The 23877-nt window shown below is 71.3% G+C and carries 19 protein-coding genes; 4 read left to right on the top strand and 15 right to left on the bottom strand.

The genetic code is table 11. The annotated features are described in order from the left end of the window. Positions 1-2: 2 nt before the first annotated feature. The 9 genes from nuoH to CLV56_RS12325 form a co-directional block, all read right to left on the bottom strand. Positions 3-1265: an NADH-quinone oxidoreductase subunit NuoH gene (gene nuoH, locus CLV56_RS12365; protein ID WP_100414897.1), complete on the bottom strand. Its 1263-nt coding sequence runs from the start codon at positions 1263-1265 to the stop codon at positions 3-5. Then, a complete protein-coding gene (locus CLV56_RS12360) occupies positions 1262-3874 on the bottom strand; it encodes an NADH-quinone oxidoreductase subunit G (protein WP_100414896.1) in 2613 nt (870 codons plus the stop codon). The genes nuoH and CLV56_RS12360 overlap by 4 nt, the downstream gene beginning before the upstream one ends. Next, complete coding sequence (gene nuoF, locus CLV56_RS12355) at positions 3871-5190, bottom strand: NADH-quinone oxidoreductase subunit NuoF (RefSeq protein WP_211288057.1); 1320 nt, start codon at positions 5188-5190, stop codon at positions 3871-3873. The genes CLV56_RS12360 and nuoF overlap by 4 nt, the downstream gene beginning before the upstream one ends. Then, on the bottom strand, positions 5187-6077 hold the full coding sequence (gene nuoE, locus CLV56_RS12350) for an NADH-quinone oxidoreductase subunit NuoE (protein WP_100414895.1): 891 nt from the start codon (positions 6075-6077) through the stop codon (positions 5187-5189). The genes nuoF and nuoE overlap by 4 nt, the downstream gene beginning before the upstream one ends. Continuing rightward, positions 6074-7471: an NADH-quinone oxidoreductase subunit D gene (locus tag CLV56_RS12345; protein ID WP_100414894.1), complete on the bottom strand. Its 1398-nt coding sequence runs from the start codon at positions 7469-7471 to the stop codon at positions 6074-6076. The genes nuoE and CLV56_RS12345 overlap by 4 nt, the downstream gene beginning before the upstream one ends. Then, positions 7471-8238, bottom strand: coding sequence for an NADH-quinone oxidoreductase subunit C (locus tag CLV56_RS12340; protein WP_039356334.1), 768 nt, complete (start codon positions 8236-8238; stop codon positions 7471-7473). Before CLV56_RS12340 ends, CLV56_RS12345 begins: the two co-directional genes overlap by 1 nt. Further along, entirely contained in the window at positions 8235-8789 is a 555-nt protein-coding gene (locus CLV56_RS12335) for a NuoB/complex I 20 kDa subunit family protein (protein WP_039356331.1), read from the bottom strand. Before CLV56_RS12335 ends, CLV56_RS12340 begins: the two co-directional genes overlap by 4 nt. A gap of 1 nt (position 8790) precedes the next feature. After that, complete coding sequence (locus CLV56_RS12330) at positions 8791-9150, bottom strand: NADH-quinone oxidoreductase subunit A (protein ID WP_039356329.1); 360 nt, start codon at positions 9148-9150, stop codon at positions 8791-8793. A 619-nt stretch (positions 9151-9769) separates the two neighbouring features. Then, entirely contained in the window at positions 9770-10471 is a 702-nt protein-coding gene (locus CLV56_RS12325) for a demethylmenaquinone methyltransferase (RefSeq protein ID WP_039356327.1), read from the bottom strand. A gap of 59 nt (positions 10472-10530) precedes the next feature. Between CLV56_RS12325 and CLV56_RS12320 the strand changes: the two genes are divergently transcribed. Beyond that, on the top strand, positions 10531-11790 hold the full coding sequence (locus CLV56_RS12320) for an isochorismate synthase (protein ID WP_039356326.1): 1260 nt from the start codon (positions 10531-10533) through the stop codon (positions 11788-11790). Between the two features lie 348 nt (positions 11791-12138). On the opposite strand, the gene CLV56_RS12315 is transcribed toward CLV56_RS12320, so the two are convergent. Further along, positions 12139-15453: a DEAD/DEAH box helicase gene (locus CLV56_RS12315; RefSeq protein ID WP_039356323.1), complete on the bottom strand. Its 3315-nt coding sequence runs from the start codon at positions 15451-15453 to the stop codon at positions 12139-12141. Positions 15454-15546: 93 nt separating this feature from the next. Here CLV56_RS12315 and CLV56_RS12310 point away from each other — a divergent pair, with 93 nt between their 5' ends. Next, positions 15547-16212: a hypothetical protein gene (locus CLV56_RS12310; protein ID WP_039356320.1), complete on the top strand. Its 666-nt coding sequence runs from the start codon at positions 15547-15549 to the stop codon at positions 16210-16212. A 114-nt stretch (positions 16213-16326) separates the two neighbouring features. Here the strand turns inward: CLV56_RS12310 and CLV56_RS12305 are convergent, their stop codons facing one another. The 4 genes from CLV56_RS12305 to CLV56_RS12290 form a co-directional block, all read right to left on the bottom strand. Then, positions 16327-16830: a hypothetical protein gene (locus CLV56_RS12305; RefSeq protein WP_039356316.1), complete on the bottom strand. Its 504-nt coding sequence runs from the start codon at positions 16828-16830 to the stop codon at positions 16327-16329. A gap of 208 nt (positions 16831-17038) precedes the next feature. Beyond that, positions 17039-18595, bottom strand: coding sequence for an AtzH-like domain-containing protein (locus CLV56_RS12300; protein WP_211288056.1), 1557 nt, complete (start codon positions 18593-18595; stop codon positions 17039-17041). Beyond that, positions 18592-19692 carry an acetamidase/formamidase family protein gene (locus CLV56_RS12295; RefSeq protein WP_039356314.1) on the bottom strand — a complete coding sequence of 367 codons (1101 nt, stop codon included), beginning with the start codon at positions 19690-19692 and terminating at the stop codon, positions 18592-18594. The genes CLV56_RS12300 and CLV56_RS12295 overlap by 4 nt, the downstream gene beginning before the upstream one ends. Further along, positions 19689-20471, bottom strand: a complete 783-nt coding sequence (locus CLV56_RS12290; protein ID WP_039356312.1) for a FadR/GntR family transcriptional regulator — start codon at positions 20469-20471, stop codon at positions 19689-19691. The genes CLV56_RS12295 and CLV56_RS12290 overlap by 4 nt, the downstream gene beginning before the upstream one ends. 152 nt (positions 20472-20623) lie before the next feature. Between CLV56_RS12290 and CLV56_RS12285 the strand changes: the two genes are divergently transcribed. After that, complete coding sequence (locus tag CLV56_RS12285; RefSeq protein ID WP_039356308.1) at positions 20624-20899, top strand: DUF3303 domain-containing protein; 276 nt, start codon at positions 20624-20626, stop codon at positions 20897-20899. Between the two features lie 464 nt (positions 20900-21363). After that, on the top strand, positions 21364-22716 hold the full coding sequence (locus CLV56_RS20625) for a HEPN domain-containing protein (RefSeq protein WP_157805154.1): 1353 nt from the start codon (positions 21364-21366) through the stop codon (positions 22714-22716). A 239-nt stretch (positions 22717-22955) separates the two neighbouring features. Here CLV56_RS20625 and CLV56_RS12270 read toward each other — a convergent pair whose 3' ends face one another. Beyond that, a complete protein-coding gene (locus CLV56_RS12270) occupies positions 22956-23549 on the bottom strand; it encodes a hypothetical protein (RefSeq protein WP_157805153.1) in 594 nt (197 codons plus the stop codon). Positions 23550-23877 lie beyond the last annotated feature (328 nt).

The following is a 23877-nucleotide window of genomic DNA, read 5'->3' as shown; positions in this document are numbered from 1 at the left end:
ACTCAGACCTCCTTCTCGCCGGACGCGCTCGAGCCGACCGTCTCGGTGGACTCGCGGCGCTGACCGGGCAGCGGGGGGACGGGGAAGCCGCCGGCGAAGGCGTCGAACTCGGCCGGCTCGGGCTCCGGCTCGGGCTCGGGCTTCTCCGGGATGAACTGGAGCGCGAGCAGCAGCACGACGACCACGCCGGAGGCGATCAGCAGCACCTGACGGTCGACGCCGCCGTCGAGCGTCACGCGGCGCATCACCATCACCATCACGATCCAGACCAGCGAGATCGGGATCAGCAGCTTCCAGCCGAGGCGCATGAACTGGTCGTAGCGCAGGCGGGGCAGCGTGCCGCGCAGCCAGATGAACAGGAAGATCAGCAGCAGGACCTTGCCGAGGAACCACAGGACCGGCCAGTAGCCCTCGTTCGCGCCCGGGATCTGCGAGATGCCCCACGGCGCACGCCAGCCGCCGAGGAACATCGTGGTCGCGAGCGCGGAGACGGTCGCCATGTTGATGTACTCGCCGAGGAAGAACAGCGCGAACTTCAGCGAGGAGTACTCGGTGTGGAACCCGCCGACGAGCTCGCCCTCGGCCTCGGGCAGGTCGAACGGCGCCCGGTTGGTCTCGCCGACCATCGCGATCAGGTAGATCAGGAACGACGGCAGCAGCGGGAGCGCGAACCACATGTCCTCGCCCTGCGCGGCCACGATCTCCGACGTCGACATCGAGCCGGCGTACATGAAGACACCGACGAACGACAGCGCCATCGCGACCTCGTACGAGATCACCTGGGCCGTGGAGCGGACGCCACCGAGCAGCGCGTACGTCGAGCCGGACGCCCAGCCGCCGAGGACGATGCCGTAGACGCCGATCGACGTCACCGCGAGCACGTAGAGGATCGCGACCGGCAGGTCGGTCAGCTGGAGCACGGTCTGGGTGTCGGTGAACGGGATCGTCACCTCGGGCCCGATCGGGATGACCGCCCAGGCCAGGAACGCCGGCACCACGGTGATCACCGGGGCGAGGAAGTAGACCAGCTTGTGCGCGTGCTTCGGGAAGATCTCCTCCTTCAGCGCGAGCTTGATGCCGTCCGCGAGGCTCTGGAGCAGACCGAAGGGGCCCCAGACGTTCGGGCCGACGCGGTGCTGCATCCGCGCGACGACGCGGCGCTCGAACCAGATGTTGAAGAGCGTCAGCAGGACCAGGAAGACGAAGACCGCGACCGCCTTGAGGATGACGACCCACAGCTCCTCGTTGCCGAAGACGTCGCTCATCGGTCCCCCTCACGCTCGTGGCTCGCGTCGAGATCCGCGTCGGTCGCCGACCGCTCGGCGGGACTCGTGGTCTCGTCGTGGGTGACGTTCTCGGTCGGCGCCGGGTGCGGGTGCGGGTGCGGCGGACCGGCATCGGCCACGTCGGCCGGAGTCTCGCCCGCCGCCGCGTCGTCCGACCGCTCCTCGAGCGAGGCCGGCACGTCGACGCGCTCCACGGTGACCAGGTCGCCGTACCCGGAGCCGAGGATCCGGCGCAGCGGGAGGCCGTTGGAGTTCGTGGCCGTCCAGACGACCGCGTCGGGGATGTCGACGATCCCGACCGGCACGGCGACCGCACCGCGGTCGGTGCGCAGGACGACCTCGTCGCCCTCGGCGACGCCGAGCCCGGCCGCACGGCCCGCGCTGATCAGTGCGAGCGAGGGACGGGCGGTCGACCGGTAGTGCGAGTCGCCGTCCTGGCCGCGTCCGTCGTCGATCAGCTGGCGCCAGGTGTCGAGCACGGCCTCGTCGTCGGCCGGGCGGGCTGCGCGCGCGGTGCTCGTCGCCGGCGCCGCGGCACGGGTGCCGTCCCAGGGGCCGACCTCGTCGAGCTCGGCGGCGGCGTCGGCGGTCGTACGGAAGCCCAGGCCCGGGCCCATCTCCTCCGCGATCCCGGCGAGCACACGGGTGTCGGGCATCGCGTGCGGGACCGACAGCACGGTGTCGAACGGGCGGCGCCGACCCTCCCAGTTGACGAACGATCCGGACTTCTCCATCGGGGCCGCGACCGGCAGGACCACGTCGGCACGCTCGGTGACCGCGCTCGCGCGCACCTCGAGGCTGACCACGAACTCGGTGGCGTCGACCGCGGCGACCGCGGCCTCGACGTCGGCCAGGTCGTCCAGCTCGACGCCGCCGACGACGAGCGCGCTCAGCTCACCGGACGCAGCTGCGGCGAGGATCTCGTCGGTGCTGCGGCCGGGCTCGGACGGCAGCGACGGCGTGCCCCAGGCCGCACCGAGGTCGGCGCGAGCCGAGGCGTCGGCGACCGGACGTCCGCCCGGCAGCAGGTTCGGGAGGCAGCCGGCCTCGAGCGCACCGCGGTCGCCGGCACGGCGCGGGACCCACGCGAGCCGGGCCCCGGCCCGCTGCGTCGCCGCCAGCGCACCGGCGAGTGCGCCGTCCACGCCGGCGAGGCGCTCGCCGACCAGCACGATCGTCGACGCGTCCAGACCCGCCTCGGCCAGCCGTACGGGCTCGTCTCCGGGGACCGTCGTGATCAGGCGGCCGCCCATCTTCTCCAGCCCTCGGGTGGCGTGGCTCGCGAGCGCGACCACCTCCGTGCCGTTCGCGCGCCACGCCTTGCGCAGCCGCAGGAAGATCGTCGCCGCCTCGTCCTCGGGCTCGAGCCCGACGAGGACGACCTTCGAGGCCGCTTCCAGGTCGCGGTACGTGACGCCGAGGCCGGTGCCCGCGACGGCGTGGGCGAGGAACTCCGCCTCCTCGTCCGACTGCGGGCGAGCGCGGAAGTCGATGTCGTTCGTGCCGAGGACCGCACGGGCGAACTTCGCGTACGCGTAGGCGTCCTCGGTGGTCAGGCGGCCACCGGTCAGCACACCCACCCGGCCCTGCGCGCGCGCCAGGCCCCGGGCTGCGACCGCGAACGCGGCCGGCCACGACGCCGGCTCCAGCGCGCCGGTCTCGGGATCGCGCACGAGCGGGCGGGTCAGGCGGTCGGAGCCGGCGGCGTAGGAGAACGCGAACCGGTCCTTGTCGCTGATCCACTCCTCGTTGACCTCGGGCTCGTCCCCGGACAGCCGGCGCATCACCTTGCCGCGCCGGTGGTCGACGCGGATCGCCGCACCGCACGCGTCGTGCTCGGCGACCGACGGCGTCGAGACCAGGTCGAACGGGCGCGAGCGGAAGCGGTAGGCGTTCGAGGTCAGCGCGCCGACCGGGCAGATCTGGATCGTGTTGCCGGAGAAGTACGAGGAGAACGGCTCACGCTCGTAGATCGCGACCTGCTGGAGCGCCCCGCGCTCGGCCATCGCGATGAACGGGTCGCCCGCGATCTGCTCGGAGAAGCGGGTGCAGCGTGCGCACAGGATGCAGCGCTCGCGGTCCAGCAGGATCTGCTGGCTGATCGCGATCGGCTTGGGGTAGGTGCGCTTCGCCTCCGCGAAGCGCGACTCGCCGCGGCCGTGCGCCATCGCCTGGTTCTGGAGGGGGCACTCGCCGCCCTTGTCGCACATCGGGCAGTCGAGCGGGTGGTTGATCAGCAGGAACTCCATGATCCCGGTCTGCGCCTTGTCGGCGACCGGGGAGGACACCTGCGTCCGTACGACCATGCCGGGCGCGACCGGGAGCGTGCAGGAGGCCTGCGGCTTGGGCATCCCGCGGCCGTTGCCGGCGTCGGGCACCTCGACCAGGCACTGGCGGCACGCACCGACCGGCGCGAGCAGCGGGTGGTCGCAGAAGCGCGGGATCTCGACGCCGATCAGCTCGGCCGCGCGGATCACGAGCGTCCCCTCGGGCACGCTGACCTCGACGTCGTCGATCGTCAGCGAGACGAGGTTCTCGTCGGGCACGGCGGCCTCGTCGGTGGCGCCGCTGCCGGTGGTGACGGTCATGCCGAGGCCCCCTTGGTCCAGGCGGTCGACGCTTCGTACGGGAACAGCTCCCACGCGGGCGTGGTCATCCCGGCCTCGAACTCGTCGCGGAAGTACTGGATCGCCGAGGTGATCGGCGACGTCGCGCCGTCGCCGAGCGCGCAGAACGCGCGGCCGAGGATGTTGTCGCACTGGTCGAGCAGCAGCTCGATGTCACCCTCGGTGCCCTTGCCGGCCTCGAGCCGCTGCAGGGTCTGGACGAGCCACCAGGTGCCCTCGCGGCACGGGGTGCACTTGCCGCACGACTCGTGCTTGTAGAACTCGGTCCAGCGCAGCACGCACCGGACGACCGAGGTGGTCTGGTCGAAGATCTGCAGGGCCTTCGTGCCGAGCATCGAGCCCGCGCCACCGACGCCCTCGTAGTCCAGCGGCACGTCGAGGTGCTCGTCGGTCAGGATCGGCGTCGACGAGCCGCCGGGCGTCCAGAACTTCAGCTCCGAGCCGTCGCGCATCCCGCCCGACAGGTCGAGGAGCTCACGCAGGGTGATGCCGAGCGGCGCCTCGTACTGCCCGGGCCGCTTGACGTGTCCGGAGAGCGAGTAGAGCGTCATGCCCTTCGACTTCTCGGTGCCCATCGACGCGAACCAGTCGGCACCGCGCTCCACGATGCACGGCACCGACGCGATCGACTCGACGTTGTTGATCACCGTCGGGCACGCGTACAGGCCCGCGACCGCGGGGAACGGCGGGCGCAGCCGCGGCTGACCGCGACGGCCCTCGAGCGAGTCGAGCAGCGCGGTCTCCTCGCCGCAGATGTACGCGCCGGCGCCCGCGTGCACGACCACCTCGAGGTCGATCCCGGACCCGAAGACGTCCTTCCCGAGGAACCCGGCCTCGTACGCCTCCGCGACCGCGGCCTGGACCCGCCGGATCACGTGCAGCACCTCGCCGCGGATGTAGATGAAGGCCTTCTCCGCGCGGATCGCGTGGCACGTGATCGCGACGCCCTCCACGAGGACGTGCGGGTTGGCCATCATCAGCGGGATGTCCTTGCAGGTCCCCGGCTCGGACTCGTCGGCGTTGACGACCAGGTAGTGCGGCTTGGTCTCGCCGTCCGGGCCCGGTCCCTGCGGGATGAAGCCCCACTTCATGCCGGTCGGGAACCCGGCGCCGCCGCGGCCGCGCAGCCCGGCCTCCTTGACCGTCGCGATCAGCTCGTCGGGATCGGTCCTCAGCGCCGTACGCAGTGCCGCGTACTCGCCGTAGGAGTCGAGCGTCCAGGAACGGTCGTGGTCCCAGTCCCGGCTGAGCACCGGGGTGAGGGTGTCGATGCTCATTCGGCCTCCTCGCGTTCCGCGGGCGGGGTGGGTGCGTCGTCGACCTGCGTCTCCGACTCGGCGCGCGCGGTGTCGGCCTCGTCGACGGCGGAGTCGAGGTCTCGATCACTCGCTGCGCTCGCGCCTCGACCAGCGGGGTCGGCGGGGTCTCGATCACTCGCTGCGCTCGCGCCTCGACCAGCGGAGTCGGCGGGGTCTCGATCACTCGCTGCGCTCGCGCCTCGACCAGCGGAGTCGTCCTCGTCGCCGGGGGCAGTCCAGCCGCGCTCGTGGGCGATCCGGAGGCCCGCCAGCGACGGCTCGCCCGCGCTCGGACCCTCGTCGACGCGCCCGTCGGGGAAGCCGGCGAGCACCCGCTCGGCCTCGCGCCACGACGTGATCGTCGCGCCGCGGGTCGACCGGCACGGCCGCCCGGCCCGCAGGTCCTCGACCAGCTGCACCGCGGAGTCGGGCGTCTGGTTGTCCATGAACTCCCAGTTCACGGTCATCACCGGCGCGTAGTCGCAGGCGGCGTTGCACTCGATGTGCTCCAGCGTCACCGTCCCGTCGGCCGTGCGCTCGTCGTTGCCGACCCCGAGGTGCTCGCGCAGCCGCTCGAAGATCGCGTCGCCGCCCATCACCGCGCACAGCGTGTTGGTGCAGACGCCGACGTGGTAGTCGCCGACCTCACGCCGCTTGTACATCGTGTAGAAGGTCGCCACGCCGTTCACGTCGGCGGTCGAGAGATCGAGCAGCTCGGCGCACAGCTCGATCGCCTCGGGCGTCACCCGCCCCTCGACCGACTGCAGCAGGTGCAGCATCGGGAGCAGCGCGGAGCGCTTCTGCGGGTAGCGGTCGATGATCAGCTGCAGGTCGCCGAGCACCTGCGCGTCGCGGATGTCGCTCACCGGTCGACTCCTCCCATCACCGGGTCGATGCTGGCGATCGCCACGATCACGTCCGACAGCATGCCGCCCTCGGACATCGCCGCGGTCGCCTGCAGGTTGCTGAACGACGGGTCGCGGAAGTGCACGCGGTACGGGCGGGTGCCGCCGTCGGAGACCACGTGCGCCGCCAGCTCGCCGCGCGGCGACTCCACCGCGGAGTACACCTGGCCGGCCGGGACCCGGAAGCCCTCGGTGACGATCTTGAAGTGGTGGATCAGCGCCTCCATCGACTCGCCCATGATGTGGCGGATGTGGTCGAGGGAGTTGCCCTGCCCGTCCGCCCCCACCTCGAGCTGCGAAGGCCACGCGATCTTCTTGTCGGCCACCATGTGCGGGGCGCCCTCGAGCTTCGCGAGGCGCGTGCGGCACTGCTCGACGATCCGCAGCGACTCGTACATCTCGTCGATCCGGATCCGGAACCGGCCGTACGCGTCGGGCTCGTCGCGGGTGATGACGTCGAAGTCGTAGGTCTCGTAGCCGCTGTACGGCTCGGTCTTGCGCAGGTCCCAGTCGAGGCCGGTCGCGCGCAGCGGCGGCCCGGTCAGGCCGAGCGCGAGGCAGCCGGCGAGGTCGAGGTAGCCGACGTCGCAGAGGCGGCCCTTGAAGATCGGGTTCTCGTTGCAGAGCGCCTCGAGCTCGGGGATCCGGCTGCGCATCAGCTCGACGAACCGGTCGACGGCCTCGAGGCCGCCCTCGGGGACGTCGAGCGGGACACCGCCGGGGCGGATGAACGCGGAGTTCATCCGCAGGCCGGTGAACATCTCGAAGATGTCCAGGCACGCCTCGCGCTCGCGGAAGCCCGCGGTCATCACGGTCAGCGCGCCGATCTCCATCCCGCCGGTGGCGATCGCCACCAGGTGGGACGAGACGCGGTTGATCTCCATCAGGAGGACCCGCATGACGTTGGCCTTCTCGGGGATGTCGTCGGTGATCCCGAGGAGACGCTCGACGCCGAGGGTGTAGGCGGCCTCGTTGAAGAACGGAGTCAGGTAGTCCATCCGGGTGCAGAACGTGGTGCCCTGCGTCCAGGTCCGGAACTCCATGTTCTTCTCGATGCCGGTGTGGAGGTAGCCGATGCCGCAGCGGGCCTCGGTCACCATCTCGCCCTCGATCTCGAGGATCAGGCGCAGCACGCCGTGCGTCGACGGGTGCTGCGGACCCATGTTGACGACGATCCGCTCCGAGGCGTCGGGGTCGACGCCGGAGACGACGGTGTCCCAGTCCTCGCCGGTGACGGTGAAGACCGGACCGGACGTGGTCTCCTGCTCCGGGGCGTACGGGTCGGCGGCGCCCGGAGTGCTCCGGGGCTGCGTGCTCCCGGACTGGGTGCTCTCGTGCTGGGTGGACTCGCTCATCAGTTGTACGACCTCCGCTGGTCCGGCGGGGGGATGGTGGCGCCCTTGTACTCCACCGGGATCCCGCCGAGGGGATAGTCCTTGCGCTGCGGGTGGCCCGGCCAGTCGTCCGGCATGAGGATCCGGGTGAGCGCCGGGTGGCCGTCGAACACGATGCCGAAGAAGTCGTACGTCTCGCGCTCGTGCCAGTCGGCGGTCGGGTAGACCGACACCACCGACGGGATGTGCGGATCGTCGTCGGGGCACGCGACCTCGACGCGGATCCGGCGGTTGTGGGTCATGGAGAGCAGGTGGTAGACGGCGTGCAGCTCGCGCCCGGTCTCGTGCGGGTAGTGCACGCCGGACACGCCGCTGCACAGCTCGAACCGCAGCGCGGCGTCGTCGCGCAGATGCTGGGCGACCTCGCGGACCCCCTCGCGCGCCACGTGGATCGTGAGCTCGCCACGGTCGGTCGCGAACGACTCGATCGACCCGCCGCCGGGCTCACCGACGAGCTGCTCGAGCCGGTCGGCGGCGTCGTCGAACCAGCCGCCGAACGGGCGCTTGGACGACCCCGGCATCGTGACCGGACGGACCAGCCCGCCGTACCCCGACGTGTCGCCGGAGCCGTGGACGCCGAACATGCCCTCGCGGACCTCGACGACCTCGAGCGTGCGCGCCTCCGACGGCACGACCTCCTCGCCGCCGGCCACGGTCGCGCTCGGGTCCTGCGTCGACGCGCTGGGCTCCTTGCCGAGGTCGGGCTTCTCGTCCTTCTCCTCGCTCATCGCAGCAGGCCCTTCATCGCCGAGGTCGGGGAGGCCTCCAGCGCGATCTTCTCGTCCTCGGCGATCTCGGCCTCGCGGTGCGCACCGAGCTTGGTCGCCTGGATCTTGGCGTGCAGCTTCATCACGGAGTCGATCAGCATCTCCGGTCGCGGCGGACATCCCGGGAGGTACATGTCGACCGGGACGACGTGGTCGACGCCCTGGACGATCGCGTAGTTGTTGAACATCCCGCCGGAGCTGGCGCAGACACCCATCGCGAGCACATACTTCGGACCGGGCATCTGGTCGTAGATCTGGCGCAGGACGGGTGCCATCTTCTGACTCACGCGGCCGGCGACGATCATCAGGTCGGCCTGGCGCGGCGAGGGACGGAACACCTCCATCCCGAACCGCGACGAGTCGTACCGCGGAGCGCCGAACTCCATCATCTCGATCGCGCAGCAGGCCAGACCGAACGTGGCCGGCCAGAACGACGCCTTGCGGAAGTAGCCCGCGAGCCCCTCGACGGTGCTCAGCAGGACTCCGCTCGGGAGCTTCTCCTCCAGGCCCATGTCAGTCCCACTCCATCCCGCCGCGGCGCCACTCGTACGCGTAGGCGATCGTGATGTTCACGAGGAACAGCAGCACCGCGAAGATCGCGAACCACGTCATCTCGTCGAAGGCGACGGCGAACGGGTAGAGGAACACGATCTCGATGTCGAAGACGATGAACATCATCGCCGTCATGAAGTACTTGATCGGGACGCGTCCGCCCTCCTCCGCAGGCGGGGTCGGCTCGATCCCGCACTCGTAGGAGTCGACCTTCGCCCGGTTGTAGCGCTTCGGCCCGGTCAACGGCGCGATCAGCACCGAGAAGAGCGCGAACGCCGCCGCGACTACGCCGAGCACGAGGATCGGGGTGTACTCCGTCACCGCGTCCTCCCTTCGTGAATCCGTTCACGAGCTGGTCCGCAGGGTGCCGTCGCCCCGACCGCCCCTGTGCTGAGCGTCACTATGCCACGGCATCCGGGTGACTTATGACACAGGGTCACCTAACCCTCCCGCGCGTCGTCGCCGCGCGAAAAACCGCAGGTGGGCGACGGGTTCGGAGGGGTGCGGCGCCTCGGTCGACCTGGCTCACGGCACCACGTTGGCACTGTCGCGCGTCGACGCAAGTCGAGTTCACACGAACGTCATCGCGACGTCGCAGAGCGCGTCGCCTCGGACCGCCGTACGGGGTCGCGTGCGGGGTCCGTACGGTGTGCGCCTCCGGCGCCCGCTGGTTTGCGTTGCCGGCAACGGAACGTGGATCCCGTGGGCCTGCTGGTTTGCGTTGCCGGCAACACAAGGTGGATCAGGGCACTGAAGAATCGCGCGATTCGTCGGTGCCCGGATCGAGTTTCCGTTGCCGGCAACGGAAACTACGGGTACGGGTACGGGTACGGGCCGGGTACGGGTACGTGTGCGGGCGCCGGCCGGGTGCGCACTGGATTCCGTACGGACGCGCACGCAGCCCCTCGTACGGCGAGGTGCGCGCTTCCGTACGGGCGCGTCAGGCGTCGGTCGGGCGGGTCGCGGTGTGGAGCGCGACGATCCCGCCGGAGAGGTTCTCCCACGTGACCGGCCCCCAGCCGACCTCGGCGATGACCTTCGCGAGGGCGAGCTGGTCCGGCCAGGCGGAGATGGACTCGGCGAGGTAGACGTAGGAGTCCGGGTTCGAGGACACCCGGGCGGCGACCGCAGGCAGGGCCCGCATCAGGTACTCGACGTAGACCGTGCGGAACGGCGCGTACGTCGGGTGGCTGAACTCGCACACCACCAGCCGCCCACCGGGCCGCGTCACGCGCAGCATCTCCTCGAGCGCGACCGCCGGCTCGTGCACGTTGCGCAGCCCGAACGAGATCGTCACCGCGTCGAAGGTCTGGTCCGCGAACGGCAGCCGCATCGCGTCCCCCGCCGTGAACGGGAGGTCGTCGTGGCGGCTGCGGCCCTGGCGGAGCATCCCGATGCTGAAGTCGCACGGGACCACGTACGCCCCGTCGTCGGCGAACGGGAGCGACGACGTCCCCGTGCCCGCCGCGAGGTCGAGCACGCGGTCGCCAGGCTTCGCCGCGACCAGACGCCGCACGCGCTTGCGCCACCGGCGATCCTGCCCCATCGACAGCACGTCGTTGGTCACGTCGTAGCGGCGCGCGACGCCGTCGAACATCGCGGCGACCTCGTGCGGCTGCTTGTCCAGCTGTGCCCGGCTCACCCACCTACTCTGGCACGCTGCGGGTCCCGCGCCACGGGTCGGGTCGTAGGCTGGCGGGCGTGACCGATGCCGCGACCGCACTCCCGGGACCCCGCACACTGGTCGCCCAGACCGTGAGGGTCGAGCTCGGAGACGTCGCACTCGAGCACCTCCTGCCGCGGCAGGGCGCGCTGGCGTGGATCCGCGACGGCGACGGCATCGTCGCGTGGGGCGAGACCGCACGCATCGAGACCACGGGACCGAACCGGTTCGCCGACGCGAGCGCCTGGTGGCGCCGCATGACCGGCCACGCGGTCGTACGGGACTCCGTGGACGTGCCCGGGAGCGGGCTCGTGGCGTTCGGGTCGTTCGCGTTCGGGCCGTCGAGCTCCGCGCTGATCGTGCCGTCGGTCGTCGTCGGCCGACGCGGCGACCTCGCGTGGGTCACGACGATCTCCGACTCCGCGCTCGTGACGGCGCCGACGCTGCGCGTGACCGACCCGCCGACGCCGCCGCGGGGCGCGGTGTTCAGCGACGGCTCGATCTCGGGAGCCGGGTGGGAGTCGATCGTCTCCGATGCGACCGCCGCGATCCGCGCCGGCGAGCTCGACAAGGTCGTGCTGGCACGCGACCTCGTCGCCGATCTCGCCGAGCCGCTCGACGTCCGCGCTCCCCTGCACCGCCTCGCCGGCGCGTACCCGAACTGCTGGACGTTCCACGTCGACGGGCTCTTCGGCGCGACGCCCGAGATGCTCGTCCGGCGCGAGCGCGGACTCGTGATGTCGCGCGTGCTGGCCGGCACGATCCGGCGTACCGGCGACGACGAGCACGACCTCGCCCTCGCCGCCTCGCTCGCGCGGTCGAGCAAGGACCTGGAGGAGCACGAGTACGCGGTGCGGTCCGTCGCCGACGCACTCGAGCCGTCGTGCTCGTCGATGAACGTGCCCGAGGCGCCGTTCGTGCTGCACCTCCCGAACGTCATGCACCTCGCCACGGACGTCGCCGGCGTCGTCGACCCGGACCACGAGGCCGCGTCGGCGCTGGACCTCGCGGCGGCGCTGCACCCGTCCGCCGCGGTCGGCGGTACACCCCGGGCGGTCGCGCTCGACCTGATCGACCGGCTGGAGCCGATGGACCGCGGGCGGTACGCGGGGCCGGTCGGCTGGATCGACGCCGACGGCGACGGCGAGTGGGGCATCGCGCTGCGCTCGGCGGAGTACGACGGGACGCGCGTGCGACTCTTCGCCGGGTGCGGGATCGTCGCCGACTCCGATCCCGAGGCCGAGCTGGCGGAGTCGCAGGCGAAGCTCGTCCCCATCCGCGACGCGCTGAGCGACTGACGCTCCCAGGCCCGCGCCGGTCGAGCCTGTCGAGACCCGTACAACCCCGGTGGTCGAGGCGGAGCGGAGCGACGATCGAGACCCCTCGCCTCGTACCGAGCGCGCGTTGCCGAATCCGAGCGCGTCCCGCAAGGCGCGCTCGGATTCGGCAGGGCGCGCTCGGACGGATTTGAACCGGACAATCGGCGCGTTCCGGACCGGCCGGCGTGACGAAGCGGCCCTTGCCTCTACAAAGCCAGGTCTGCAAGGTGCGCTTCGTAGAGGCAAGGGCCGCTTTGTGCGCGGAGGGGCGGGGTACGGGTCTCGATCGTCGCTTCGCTCCGCCTCGACCACCGGGGGCGGGTGCCGTCAGCCCTCCAGCAGGCCGCGGAGGTCGTCGGTGTCGATGCCGCCGCCGAGCATGCCGTCGTCGTCGAGGACGCTGCTGAAGAGCTCGGCCTTGCGGGCCTTGAGCTCCATCACCTTCTCCTCGACGGTCCCGACCGACACCAGGCGGTAGACCATGACCGGACGGTGCTGGCCGATCCGGTGGGCGCGGTCCACGGCCTGGGCCTCGACGGCAGGGTTCCACCATGGGTCGAGCAGGAACACGTAGTCAGCCTCGGTCAGCGTCAGCCCGACGCCGCCGGCCTTGAGGCTGACGAGGAACGCCGACACGTCCCCGTCGCGGAACTGCGCGACGGCACCGGCGCGATCGCGCGTACTGCCGTCGAGGTACGCGTGGGTGATGCCTTCAACGTCGAGGCGGGTACGGACGCGCTTGAGGTACGAGGTGAACTGGCTGAAGACGAGGGCGCGGTGTCCTTCGGCGACGAGCTCGTGGAGGTGCTCGACGAGGAGGTCGAGCTTGGCGGAGCCGATCGCGTCGTACGCCGGGTCGACGAGACCGGGATCGAGGCTGAGCTGGCGCAGCCGGGTCAGCGCCGCGAACAGCGTCATCCGGCTCTTCTGGTCGCCCTCGACCGACCCGGCTTCCTCGAGCAGCGCGAGCATCCGCTGTCGCTCGCGCTGGAGGTGCGTGTCGTAGACCTTGCGGTGCCGACCGGGGAGCGGGACCTCGAGGATCTGCTCCTGCTTCGGCGGCAGGTCCGCGGCGACGCTCTCCTTCGTGCGGCGCAGCACGAGCGGGCGGATCCGGCGGCGCAGCATCGCGAGGAGCTCGGCGTCGCCGCCCTTCTCGATCGGCGCCGCGACCTCGTGCCGGAACCAGTCCGGCGCGGGGAACAGCCCCGGCGCCGCGATCGACAGCAGCGACCAGAGCTCCATCAGGTCGTTCTCGAGCGGCGTCCCGGTGATCGCCACCGAGAACGGGCAGCCGATCCGGCGCAGTGCCTGGTGGGTCTTGGACCGGTGGTTCTTGACGGCCTGCGCCTCGTCCATGATGAGGCCCGCCCAGCGCAGGTCGGCGTAGTCGTCGGCCTCGATCCGCAGCAGGGTGTACGAGGTGATCACGAGGTCGGCCCCGGACACGTACTCCCCCAACGACGCGCGGCGGCGCGCCCGCGACTCGGTCACCGTCCGGACGTCGAGCCCCGGCGCGAACTGCGCGGACTGCTCCGCCCACGTCGTCACCACGCTCGTCGGCGCCACCACGAGGAACGGCGGCGCGTCCGGCTGGGCCGCGCGGGCGCGCAGGATCGTCGCGAGAGCCTGCACGGTCTTGCCGAGTCCCATGTCGTCGGCGAGGATCCCTCCGAGCCCGTGGTCGTACAAGAAGGAGAGCCAGCGGTAGCCGTCGTGCTGGTACGAGCGCAGGGTCGCCTCCAGCCCGTCCGGCACCGCGACTTCGCCGATGCCGTCGCTGCCGACCAGCGCCCGGGCCGCGCGGGTCCAGCGCCGGGCCTGGTCGTCGACGACGCCGATCTCGTCGAGCTCGTCCCACAGGTCGAACGCCTGGGTCGGCACGCGGACCGTGCTGCGGCGCGGCTGGTCGCTCAGCGCCCGAGCGTCGGCGAGCGTACGGGCGAGCGCGTCGAGCTCGGGCCGGTCGACGCTGACGTAGTGGCCCTTGTGCAACAGGATGCGGTCCTGGCCGGTCGCGAGCGCCTCGATGATCTGCGCGAGACCGACCTGCTCGCCGCCGATCGTCACGACGACCTCGAGGTCGAACCAGTCCGAGCGCCCGTCGGCCCGCGGCGCCGCGTCGAACCGGATCTCGGCCTTCCCGACCAGCTCCCGGAACTCCGGCTGCTCGCCCTCCTCGACGATCTCGAACGACTCGTGGTCCCGCAGCCCCGGCAGCACCTCCTGCGCGAACTCCAGGGTCTCGATCCCGCGCAGCCGGAGCTGGGCGTACGGGGTGGGGCCGTCGTCGGTCTCGCCGCAGAGCAGGTCGGCCCGCTCGTCGGACAGCCGCAGGCCGGTGAGGAACGCACGCTCGGCTTGGGGATCACGGCGGCCCTGCGCTGCGGGCGGTTCGTCGATCGGGTGGACCCGTACGGTCTGGCCGTCGGCGCGGTAGTGCCACGACCACGCGAGACGGACCTCCTCGTCGCCGACCCAGGTGATCGCGAGGACGAGGTGGGGCGTCGGCGGCGAGGGAACGACCACGGAGTCGTCGCCGGAGACGATCGGCACGCGCGCCGCGAGCTCCGGCAGGTAGTCGCCGACGAACTCCGCGCGCGACTCCGCCGGCACCTGCAGCGGCTCCCCGGACAGCAGCAGGTCGCGCAGCGCCCGCGTCGGCGGCCGATCGAGCGGCGCGAGGGTGGCGACCGCGCGGGCGTCGTCGCCGGACCACGCGACGAGCCCGTGCACCGGATCGCCGAGCAGCCGCAGGTCCTCGGGCCGTACGAACCGGTCCCCCACCTGCCCACCGGCCACGACGACCACGTCGTCGCCGTCCGCCCGCACGTCGAGACGCAACGACGCCGGCGCACCCAGCCGTACCTCGGCGAAGCCGTCGGTCACGAACGGCACGCCGACGTCCGCCGCCTCCGCGAGCAGCCGCCACACCCCGGACCCGAGGTCGCCCAGGCCGAGGGTGTCGTCGCTCGTCCCGTACGCCCCGACGCGGGAGCGGTGCGTGGCCATCAGCGAACGCAGCACCTCGAGGTGGTCGCGGCGCAGCGAGCCGCGCCACGGGTCGGCGTACGCGAGGTCGCGCCAGGTGATGCCGGTCTTGACCCACCGACCGCTCGAACCCCGCCGTACGGGGCGGAGCCGCAGGTCCGGGCGGGTCGGCGCGGGCGTGCGGCCGAACGTCCGGCGCCTCGCGATCCGGCGCGCCAGCTCGAACCGCAGCCCGATCTCCTGCACACCCTCCGGGCCCCTCTGCGGCGGGGCCTCGTCGTCGAGGAGGTCCGCGACGGCACGCTGCCACGCGGGCTTCGCCGGCGCGGCGGTGGGACGCGGCATCTCGTCGCGCGCCGCCACCAGCGCGACCGCGACCGCGTGCTTGCAGGCGCGGTGGACCGGGCAGGAGCACGCGGAGTAGAGCTCTACGGCGTCGGCGGCGTCCCAGCGGGCGGAGACGACGGTCTGGTAGGGAGTCCGGCCGGTGCCCGCGACCGCCGCCTGGAGCACCACGCCGTCACGGTTGTGGGCCACGTCGAGGTCGATCACCATGCCGTCCCGGGCGTACGCCTCGCCGCGCCGGATCGCGCCGTCGTCCATGTGGGAACGCAGCACGTCCGGGTCCGCGAGGCGGGTGAGGCTCGGCACCTGTTCAGACTAGGCGCTCGGACCGACCGTCCCGTACGTCCTCCACAGCCCGCGCGCACGCGTACGGGTCCGCGCGCGGCCTATGCTGCGGGCATGGACGAGCAGCGCAGCGACCAGGACATCGACGACGCACGCGAGCGCATGATCGCGGCCGCGGACCAGCTGGCCGATCGGCTCCGCGAACACGCTCGCACGGTCGCCGCGCTCGACCCGGCCGACGAGGACGCGCTGTTGCAGGCGAACGACCGGTTGACGGACGCGACGCTGGAGTTCGAGGACGCGCAGTTCTCGCTGACCGGGACGCTGCCGTACGGGCTGGACGAGGCCGAGGAGGAGTCGTTCGGGCCGGACCCGACGGGCGCGGGGCCGACGCGGATGCAGGCGGCGGTGCAGGCAGCGGTCGATTCGGCGATGGGCGAGGACGACGTCGAGGAGATCGAGGTCGACGCGGCGCTGAGCATCGTCACGCGGCACGACTACGTGATCCTCGACGCGCAGGACGTGGTCCAGGCGGCGCAGGACGCGGCGGGGCTCCCGGACGGCGACCCGCGCGTGGCCGACCTCGGCGTCGCGCTGGCGGAGCTCGCGGGGAGCGCGGGGACGTGGGATCGGCTCGAGCGGCACCCCGGCATCCGCGCGACCGGCGGCATCACCACCGTGATCGCGCACGAAGACCTCTTGATCGGCGACCCGGACGACTGGCCAGACGACATCTCGGTAGACGGGGACCTGCTGTACACGCAGATCGACGCGTACTGACGGGATGGCCCGTCTCGATCCTCGCTCCGCTCGGCCTCGACGAGCGGGGCCATCCGATGCTCGAGGCGCGAGCGCAGCGAGTGATCGAGAGCCACCGGCTCGACCGGCCCGGGGTCAGTGCAGAGCCGCCTTCAGCGCCGCTGCCGCGAGTCCGAGGGCGCACCCGGCCAGCGCGCAGGCCAGGCTGTCACGGATACCGAGACCGCCTCGGCGCCCGGCCAGGTAGCTGTACAGCGCGAGCAGCGCCACGGTGGCGGCGAGCGCGACCCACGAGGCGGCCACGAGCCCGGCGCCGAACGCGTTCGCGAGCAGGAGCACGGCGAGCGGGAGCAGCGAGGCGGCCGCGATGGTCCAGGTGTGGGCGACGGCCGTACGGAGGGCGCTGAGCGGGTGCAGGTGGGACCTGACCGCGGCGCCGATCGTGGAGGCGTGCAGGTGGGCGAGCCAGTACACCAGCGTGGTTCCGACGATCGCGAGGGACAGCTGACCGACCGAATCGACATGACCGGCCGTCGCAGCGATCACCGCCGCCGACACGACCGTGCCGGTCATCAGACCCTCGCCGCCCCGCAACAGCCCCCACCGGTCGGGCGAGATGGTCCTCGTCGTCTCGGTCATGCCGGCGCCTCCTGTCGAACTCGCGCGGCCTGCGGGTGCGGCTGCTGTGCAGATCATCGGCTATCACCGGGTGACGGTCTGCGGTGGGTCACCCAGCCCGTACGGCGGGTCTCGATCCTCGCTCCGCTCGGCCTCGACCAACGGAGGCGGAGCCCGCGGGTCGAGGCGGGCGAGGAACGAGCCCGCTCGGCCTCGACGAGCGGGGTGGCTAGGCGAACGACGCCGCGCGGCGCACCAGCGCCAGGTCGCTGTCCCGCGGCCCCACCAGCGACACCCCCACCGGCGCGTGGCGCGTCGTGTCCCCCGCCACGTGCAGCAGCGGCGCCGCGACCGCCGGGCGGCCGGTGATCCCGGCAATCGCGCCGATCTTCAGCGTCGCCGCGCGGGTGCGGTCCACATCAGTCGGATCCGCCCACAGCGTCGGCGCCGGTGATGACGCTGCGGGCAGCGCGAGCAACCGCTCCGCCAGCACCGCGTCGAGCTCCGTCGCGTACACCCCGAGCGCTTCCAGCGCCGCCGCGTCCTCCTCGACCGTGACCCGCGACGCCGCCGCGAACCGATCCGCGACCGCACCGGTGACCGCACCGGGGTGCGCCTCGATCCACGCCCCGTGCGCCTGCCACGCCTCGTACGCCTGGCGGACGCGGAACGCCTCGTACATCGCGTCCACGTCCGGCAGCCGCACCTCCTCGACCACCCCGCCGGCCGCGCTGACCCACACGGCGAAGGCGCCGGCGACGGCGGGTTCGCAGACGGCGAGGAGCTGGGGCGCGACGACGATCGGGCCGTCGGCCGTACGGTCGGGCGCGCCCTCCTCGCGCAGCACCGCGGCTGCCCGTACGACCCGGTCGGCCGTCCGCGCGAGCACGCCGACGGTGTCGAACGACGGCGCGAGCGGTACGACGCCCGTCGCGTCGACGGAACCGTGGGTGGGGCGGAGGCCCCAGAGGCCTTGGTACGAGGCGGGGACGCGGATCGAGCCCGCGGTGTCGGTCGCGAGGCCGAGCGTGGCGGCGCCGAGTGCGACCGCGCTCGCCGACCCGCTCGACGAACCGCCGGGGACGGCGCCGGGGACGGCGGCGTTCGGCGGGGCACCCGTGGGGTCGTTGAGGCCGGCGACGGAGTAGGCGAACTGGTCGGTCCGCGCGATCCCCGCCACCGCGGCGCCGGCCGCGAGCAGGCGCGCGACCGCAGGGGCGTGGTCCCGGGCGGGCGGCTGGTCGGCCTGATACGCAGGGACGCCGGCGCCCGTCGCGTACCCCCGGATCGCGTACAGATCCTTCACCGCGACCGTCTCGCCGTCGAGGGGGCCGGTGCCGGTGGGTTCGACGAGCGGGTCGCCGACGATCCGCCAGACGCGCCGGTCGTACGTCGCCGGCGGGGACGACACGTGCGCGACCTCGACGCGCCAGGCGCCGTCGGTTCCGCGGCGCCAGAGCTGGGTCTGCTGCCCGCGCCCGCCCGTACGCGCCTCGAAGATCGTGACCGCGACCGCCGCGTCGTCGCCGGCCGGGTGGACGTGGACCGCGCGGACGGTCCGGGCCGGCGCTCCCCCGCGGCTGCGCCGGAACGCGCCGATCGTCTCGTGCCCGACGAGCACCCCGCCCGCGTCGCCGCGCAGCGTCGCGTCCCCGGGCGCGAACAACGCGTCCATCGCCGCGATGTCGTCGGACATCAGCGCCGCCTCGTACGCGTCCAGGGCGTCGAGCAGGCCGGGCGGCGCCTCGCCACGGACCTCGTACGGGCGGTCGTGCGGCGCGGTCACGGGCGCGCCCCGAGGCGGGTGAAGTCGGCGGTCCGGATCTTCGCGTGCACGCCCTTGACGATGTCGACGACCTGGGAGATGTCGAAGTCGGTGGCGGCGGACAGGTACGCGAGGGCCTGCTGCGGGTGCATCCCGTACCGCGCGCCGAGGACGCCGATCGCAGCGCGGACGCAGTTGCGCATCGCGACGTCGAGGTCCTCGTCGAGGCCGGTGGGGACGAGGAACTCCGACGTCTCCACCAGCGGCGTCACGAGCTCGCCGAACATCTCGCTCGCGTCCTCGCGCGCCACCACGTCGAGCCGTACGGTCGCGCGCAGCGACGCCTCCAGCGCGGTCAGCGCGACCTCGCCGTCGCCCATCGCGAAGTGCGGGTCGCCGACGTACGCGAGGGCGCCGTCGGCCTGGACCGGGATGTACATCGAGGAGCCGACGGTGGTGAGGCTGATGTCGATGTTGCCGCCGTGCGGGCCGGGCGGGACGGAGTGCAGCCGCTCGTCGCCGGCGGTCGCGACGCCCATGATGCCGAGGAACGGGTCGAGGCCGAACGCGACCGCGGGTTCGCCGCCGGGGACCAGCGGCATCGTGCCGTACGGGGTGCCGTCGATCTCCTCCACACCGCAGAACGCCGAGAACGTGACGCCGTCCGGCGGGAACTCGCCGGGGAGCGCGCCCTTGTTGTGGCGGTTCGAGACGACGCCGTACGGGACGCGGCGGGTGGTGTCGAGGACGGTGATCTTGAGGAGGTCGCCGCGGCGCGCACCGCGGACCGCGATCGGGCCGGTGACGACGTGCGGGCCGTCGACGGCCATCGTGTGCGGGTGGTCGGAGGCGGCGATCTCGATCGCGTCGTCGAGGACCTGCTCGGGTTCGACGCCGTGGGCGGTGAAGAACGCACGCGGATCGCGGCCCTGGTCCTCGAGGATCCCCTCGTGGCTGATCGTGTCGATCGTGACCGCGGTCCCCGGGTCGACGGTCAGGACCGGCGCGTCGGCGGCGCACGGGAGGCGGCCCCAGAACGTCGTGCCGCCGTCGGCAGGGAGGTAGACGTCGCCGGCGACGTCGCCGGTACCGCGGTGGAGGGTGGGCTGGTCGATCACGCGGGGCTCCTGGGGGTACGGCGGCGGGCGCGGCGTTCGGCGACGAGTCGGGCGACGTCGTCGAGGTGGTCGCGCATCGTGGTCTCGGCGGCGTCGGTGTCGCCGGCGGCGATGGCGGCGAGGATCGCGCGGTGGCCGTCGAGGGACGTACGGCGGCCCGCGCGGGTGGCGTGCGAGTCGCGCCGCACGTCCTCGGAGAGGTCGGCGGCGACTTCGCAGATGGTCAGCAGGAGCGGGTTGCGGGCGGCGCGGGCGACCTGGAGGTGGAACGCGTGGTCGAGCGCGAACGACCCCGCCGCGGTGAGACCGGCGTGGGTGTCGGCGAGGATCTGCTCGAGCCGGACCAGGTCGGCTTCGGTGGCGCGGGCGGCGGCGATGGCGGCGACCTGCGGCTCGACGACGTCGCGGAGCTCGGCGACGTCGGTGGCATGGGCGGGGTGGGTGTCGGGGGTGGGGTTGGTGGCGCTGGCGTTGCTGGCGGTGGCGTGCCCGTTCGCGGTCAGCCGGTCGCCGAGCCGTCGGGCGCGCTCGTCGCGGTCGAGCACGGTGGTGCCGCGACCGGGTCGGCGCTCGACGAGCCGCTTGTCCTCCAGCTCGCGCATCGCCTCCCGGACCGAGGTGCGGGAGACGCCGAGCTCGGAGGCCAGCGCCCGCTCGGTGGGCATCCGCGCGCCGGGGCCGAGGTCCGCGGCGACCTGCTCCAGGTACGCGGCGACCTCACCGCTGACGGACCGCGGGCGGCGCAGCGTCGGCGGGGCAGAGGCCGGGTCGGGCGGCATCGAACTCCTCGCATGCTTGGTCACTTGGTCGGACCAAGTTTGGGGTACGGGGGTTGCGGGCGCAAGGGTCTCGCGACCGGCCGTAAGCAACGTCCTTGACCTGTGAGGACGCGCCTTGCGACCTTCGAAGGTGGCCGACAGGGGGTAGAAGGATGATTCTGGTCACGACGTATCGCATCAAGCCGTTCCTCAGCAAGGCCGAGACGAAGGAGTTGTTGGGCGCCTTCGCCGAGGTGGGCAACGCGCCCGGGACGACAGCCCACTACGTGTTCGCCGACGGTGGCGGCGGCGTGGTGGTCGCCGAGTCCGACGATCCGATGGAGGGGTATCGGAACCTGCTCAACTACTCGCAGTGGATCTCGTTCGACACGAAGGTCATGCTGAAGGTCGACGACGCGGTGCCGATGATCATGGAGAGTCTGAGCTAGCTCTTGTAGCGTCTAGCCCCAGTGGCTGAATCGCGACAACCCGGCGAGGACCGAGGACCGCGGTAGAGCAGGTGACGACGTGCGAGCCGTCTGAGGTCAGCGTGTACGGGTGGTCGGAGGCGACGACCTCGATCGCGTCGTCGAGGACCTGCTCGGCGTCGACGCCGTGGCCGGTGACGAACGCACGCGCGTCGCGGCCCTGGTCCTCCAGGATGCCCTCGTGGCTGATCGTCTCGGTCGTGACCGCGGACCCGGGACAAGGCGGCGGGCGTGGCGTTGGGACGGCTGCATGCTAGAGGGAAGGCGTGCCGGAGGCCATGATGGCGCGCGCGACCTGGACCGATCAGAAGCGGGAACCGGTCATCCCGGCACGATGGCTAGCAGGAACGTTCCGCCCCAGTTGAACACAACTGGACTCCGGGAAACCCGGGCGTGGCTGCGCTGGCGTGATGTTAAATCACCGTGTGGACAAACGTGAAGAGAAGATCGTTGACCTGCTCATGAAAGCGGCAGACGGTGTCACGCCCGCGCCTGGCCGCGAGCCATGGGAGCACGGCTGGCGCTTCGAGGAGTACAGACGTTCGGACCGTGCGGCAATCACCGGGAGAGACGGCCCGGTGTGCCTGGTGCCGAAAGCCTTGACGGTTTGGGAGCAGGCGCTCGCTGAACTTTGGAAGGACCGCGGCGTGCGAGCCAGGTGGAGCGAAGAAGAACGTTGGGGCCTGATCGCATCACTCACCGTAGCCGCAAGTGAACGCGACTCCGAGAAACGTCGGCCATTCCTGGCGGAGATGGTGAGGAGATTCTGCTCAGCAGGGCCAGCGTTCATTGCCCAGATGGTCTCCAACGTGACTTGGCCTGGCGCCCCGACGCGAGTTGGCGATGTGGTCATTGGAAGAGCCACGGAGGAACTCTTCGCGAAGGTCGAAGTGGAGGCCCGAGGCCGCGCAGTCGTTGGTGAATCCGTTCGGAATAGGTGGATCGAAGCGTACGTCACCCCACGAGTCGAACCACTAGGCCAAGAGCCAGTTGTCTTCTGTTTTTGGACGGTCGGCCAAGAGGCAAAGGCGGTTGATGAGGCTGAACGACAGTTGCGGGAGATCGTCGATATTCCGCTGCTACTCGAACGCGACCTGCGAGCATGGAAGATCTATCGTCGGGGGAGCGTCAATCGCCCGGGAGTGCGAGGACTGTCGTTGGATCGGCGGGCGGTGGAGTCCGGTCTCAGGGAGACAACCCTCGGCCTCGAACTCGCGGCCTACCCGGTTATTTGCAACGGAGTGATGTCTGCGAGTCCAGTTCATTGGTACAGCGCAGACCCGCTCCCGTTGGGTGATCTCTACGAACAGGAATACCTCCTTGGGGCCGTGGAGCATGCCCTTCGCGATACGCCGGTTGGCCGTCGGATACGACTCGCTGCGAGGTGGTTCGCGGAGGCTCACTACGCCGCCGATACCGACGATTCCGCGCTTGCCCTTGGCGTTTGCCTGGATGCGATGTTGGGCGGGGTGCAGCCACTTCCAGGCAGCGCGATGGCAGACCGCGTCGCCCTGCTCCACCCGGTGCCTAGCGAAAGACGTGCCGTGCGGAAGCGTTATCTCGACTTCTACGGTATCCGGAGCTCAGTGGCTCACGGGGGGCGCAGCAGCAAGTTGGACCACGACGCCTTGACAGATGCGTTCGCGCTCGCGCATGACATCGCTTGGAGGGTGCTTGCCTTCGATCGGGCGTTTACCCCATCGAATGATAGATCCGTCGACGAGTCCTTTGAAGACCTCCGACTCGGCGTGAACCACTGGCCAGCATCAGCCAGCTGAGCCGATGGCCTCGCCGAAACTGAGCACCGACGCGATTCTGCTCGAACCTGCCGGTTCAGCGACCCAGGGCCATGCAGGCGTGCGCACGATCTCGCGTCCTCGATCCGCCCGCCGACAGGTGTCGTCGTTTCCGCCGCGAAGCGGCCACGTCACAGGCGGGCTCCGAGGGCGGCGGCTGACATTCCGACGAAGCGGATCGGCCCTCAGCGCTTGACCTGACTTGGGTCACGCGTGCCGGGCTACCCACGCTCACTGAGCCCTGACACCGGACTCCAGACCCACTTGCGCTTGTGCATCGTGAAGCGCAGACGCGTGTGCTCGCGGATCAGTTCACGGGCCTGATCCCCGTCTCTAGGAATCTGGGCTGCGGGTCTAATAGTCGGGGTCTGGACCTCTCGCGATGCTGGCTCCAGCACAATCCAGTTCCTCTTGAGGCCGATATTGGGGACTTCCAGCACAACGTCCGTGGCGGCCGAGGTCGAGCGGTTTAGGAGGGTTGCCTTCACCGAGTTCAGCGTTCGGGTCTCATCGTCAACGTTCTCCGAGGCGAACACGGTAACGGTCGCTTTCACGAGTTCAGCATCCTCGCGCTCGAGCCTGCGGACGGCGGCCTCGGATTCCTCCAATGCTTTTCGCTCGTTGTACTGCCGAATACGCTGCGCGTACTGATCCGCTTCACGGGCAGCGGCCTCCGTCCGGTGCACAATGTAGGCGAGCACTAGCGCGCCGATGGTGACAAAGGTTCCTGCCCATGTTCCTAGCGCCTCGAACTCTGACGAACTGAAGTCGTTCGTCAGAGCTCGTCCCGTCACTAGGCCCAGGACGGCACCCATGATTACGAAGGCAGAAGCCCACACAACGGGGTGTCTTTGGATGCCCGCGGGATGCCCTTCCGGAGGATCTGAGCTCATGCTGAGTGATATTGTCATACGGCCTAGACAGATCAAGAGGACGCGCGGCTGAAGGTCGTCAACGGCGCTGAATGATGCTCCAGTTCCTGGCGTAACCGACCAGAGCCGCGCGGAGGGGCCGCGGTCACCGCCGCGAGGCGCGCAGTGCACCAAATGCGTCGCGTTGTCCGACTGTGAGATGTACGTTCGGCGTGCTTGGCCCTTCACCCTAGCGCGGTCGGCCGAGACGGTGCATCAACCGGGAGGCTCG

Source organism: Mumia flava (genome assembly GCF_002797495.1).
In the GTDB taxonomy this organism is placed as follows: Bacteria; Actinomycetota; Actinomycetes; order Propionibacteriales; family Nocardioidaceae; genus Mumia; species Mumia flava.
Note: the sequence above shows the minus strand (reverse complement) of the source record. Positions and strands in the feature narration are given on the sequence as shown.

What these genes read in the sequence shown, in the direction of transcription:
- nuoH (WP_100414897.1), bottom strand. Translation starts at nt 1,265, where the DNA reads ATGAGCGACGTCTTCGGCAACGAGGAGCTGTGGGTCGTCATCCTCAAG.
- CLV56_RS12360 (WP_100414896.1), bottom strand. Translation starts at nt 3,874, where the DNA reads ATGACCGTCACCACCGGCAGCGGCGCCACCGACGAGGCCGCCGTGCCC.
- nuoF (WP_211288057.1), bottom strand. Translation starts at nt 5,190, where the DNA reads ATGAGCATCGACACCCTCACCCCGGTGCTCAGCCGGGACTGGGACCAC.
- CLV56_RS12345 (WP_100414894.1), bottom strand. Translation starts at nt 7,471, where the DNA reads ATGAGCGAGTCCACCCAGCACGAGAGCACCCAGTCCGGGAGCACGCAG.
- CLV56_RS12340 (WP_039356334.1), bottom strand. Translation starts at nt 8,238, where the DNA reads ATGAGCGAGGAGAAGGACGAGAAGCCCGACCTCGGCAAGGAGCCCAGC.
- CLV56_RS12335 (WP_039356331.1), bottom strand. Translation starts at nt 8,789, where the DNA reads ATGGGCCTGGAGGAGAAGCTCCCGAGCGGAGTCCTGCTGAGCACCGTC.
- CLV56_RS12310 (WP_039356320.1), top strand. Translation starts at nt 15,547, where the DNA reads ATGGACGAGCAGCGCAGCGACCAGGACATCGACGACGCACGCGAGCGC.
- CLV56_RS12305 (WP_039356316.1), bottom strand. Translation starts at nt 16,830, where the DNA reads ATGACCGAGACGACGAGGACCATCTCGCCCGACCGGTGGGGGCTGTTG.
- CLV56_RS12290 (WP_039356312.1), bottom strand. Translation starts at nt 20,471, where the DNA reads ATGCCGCCCGACCCGGCCTCTGCCCCGCCGACGCTGCGCCGCCCGCGG.
- CLV56_RS12285 (WP_039356308.1), top strand. Translation starts at nt 20,624, where the DNA reads ATGATTCTGGTCACGACGTATCGCATCAAGCCGTTCCTCAGCAAGGCC.
- CLV56_RS12270 (WP_157805153.1), bottom strand. Translation starts at nt 23,549, where the DNA reads ATGGGTGCCGTCCTGGGCCTAGTGACGGGACGAGCTCTGACGAACGAC.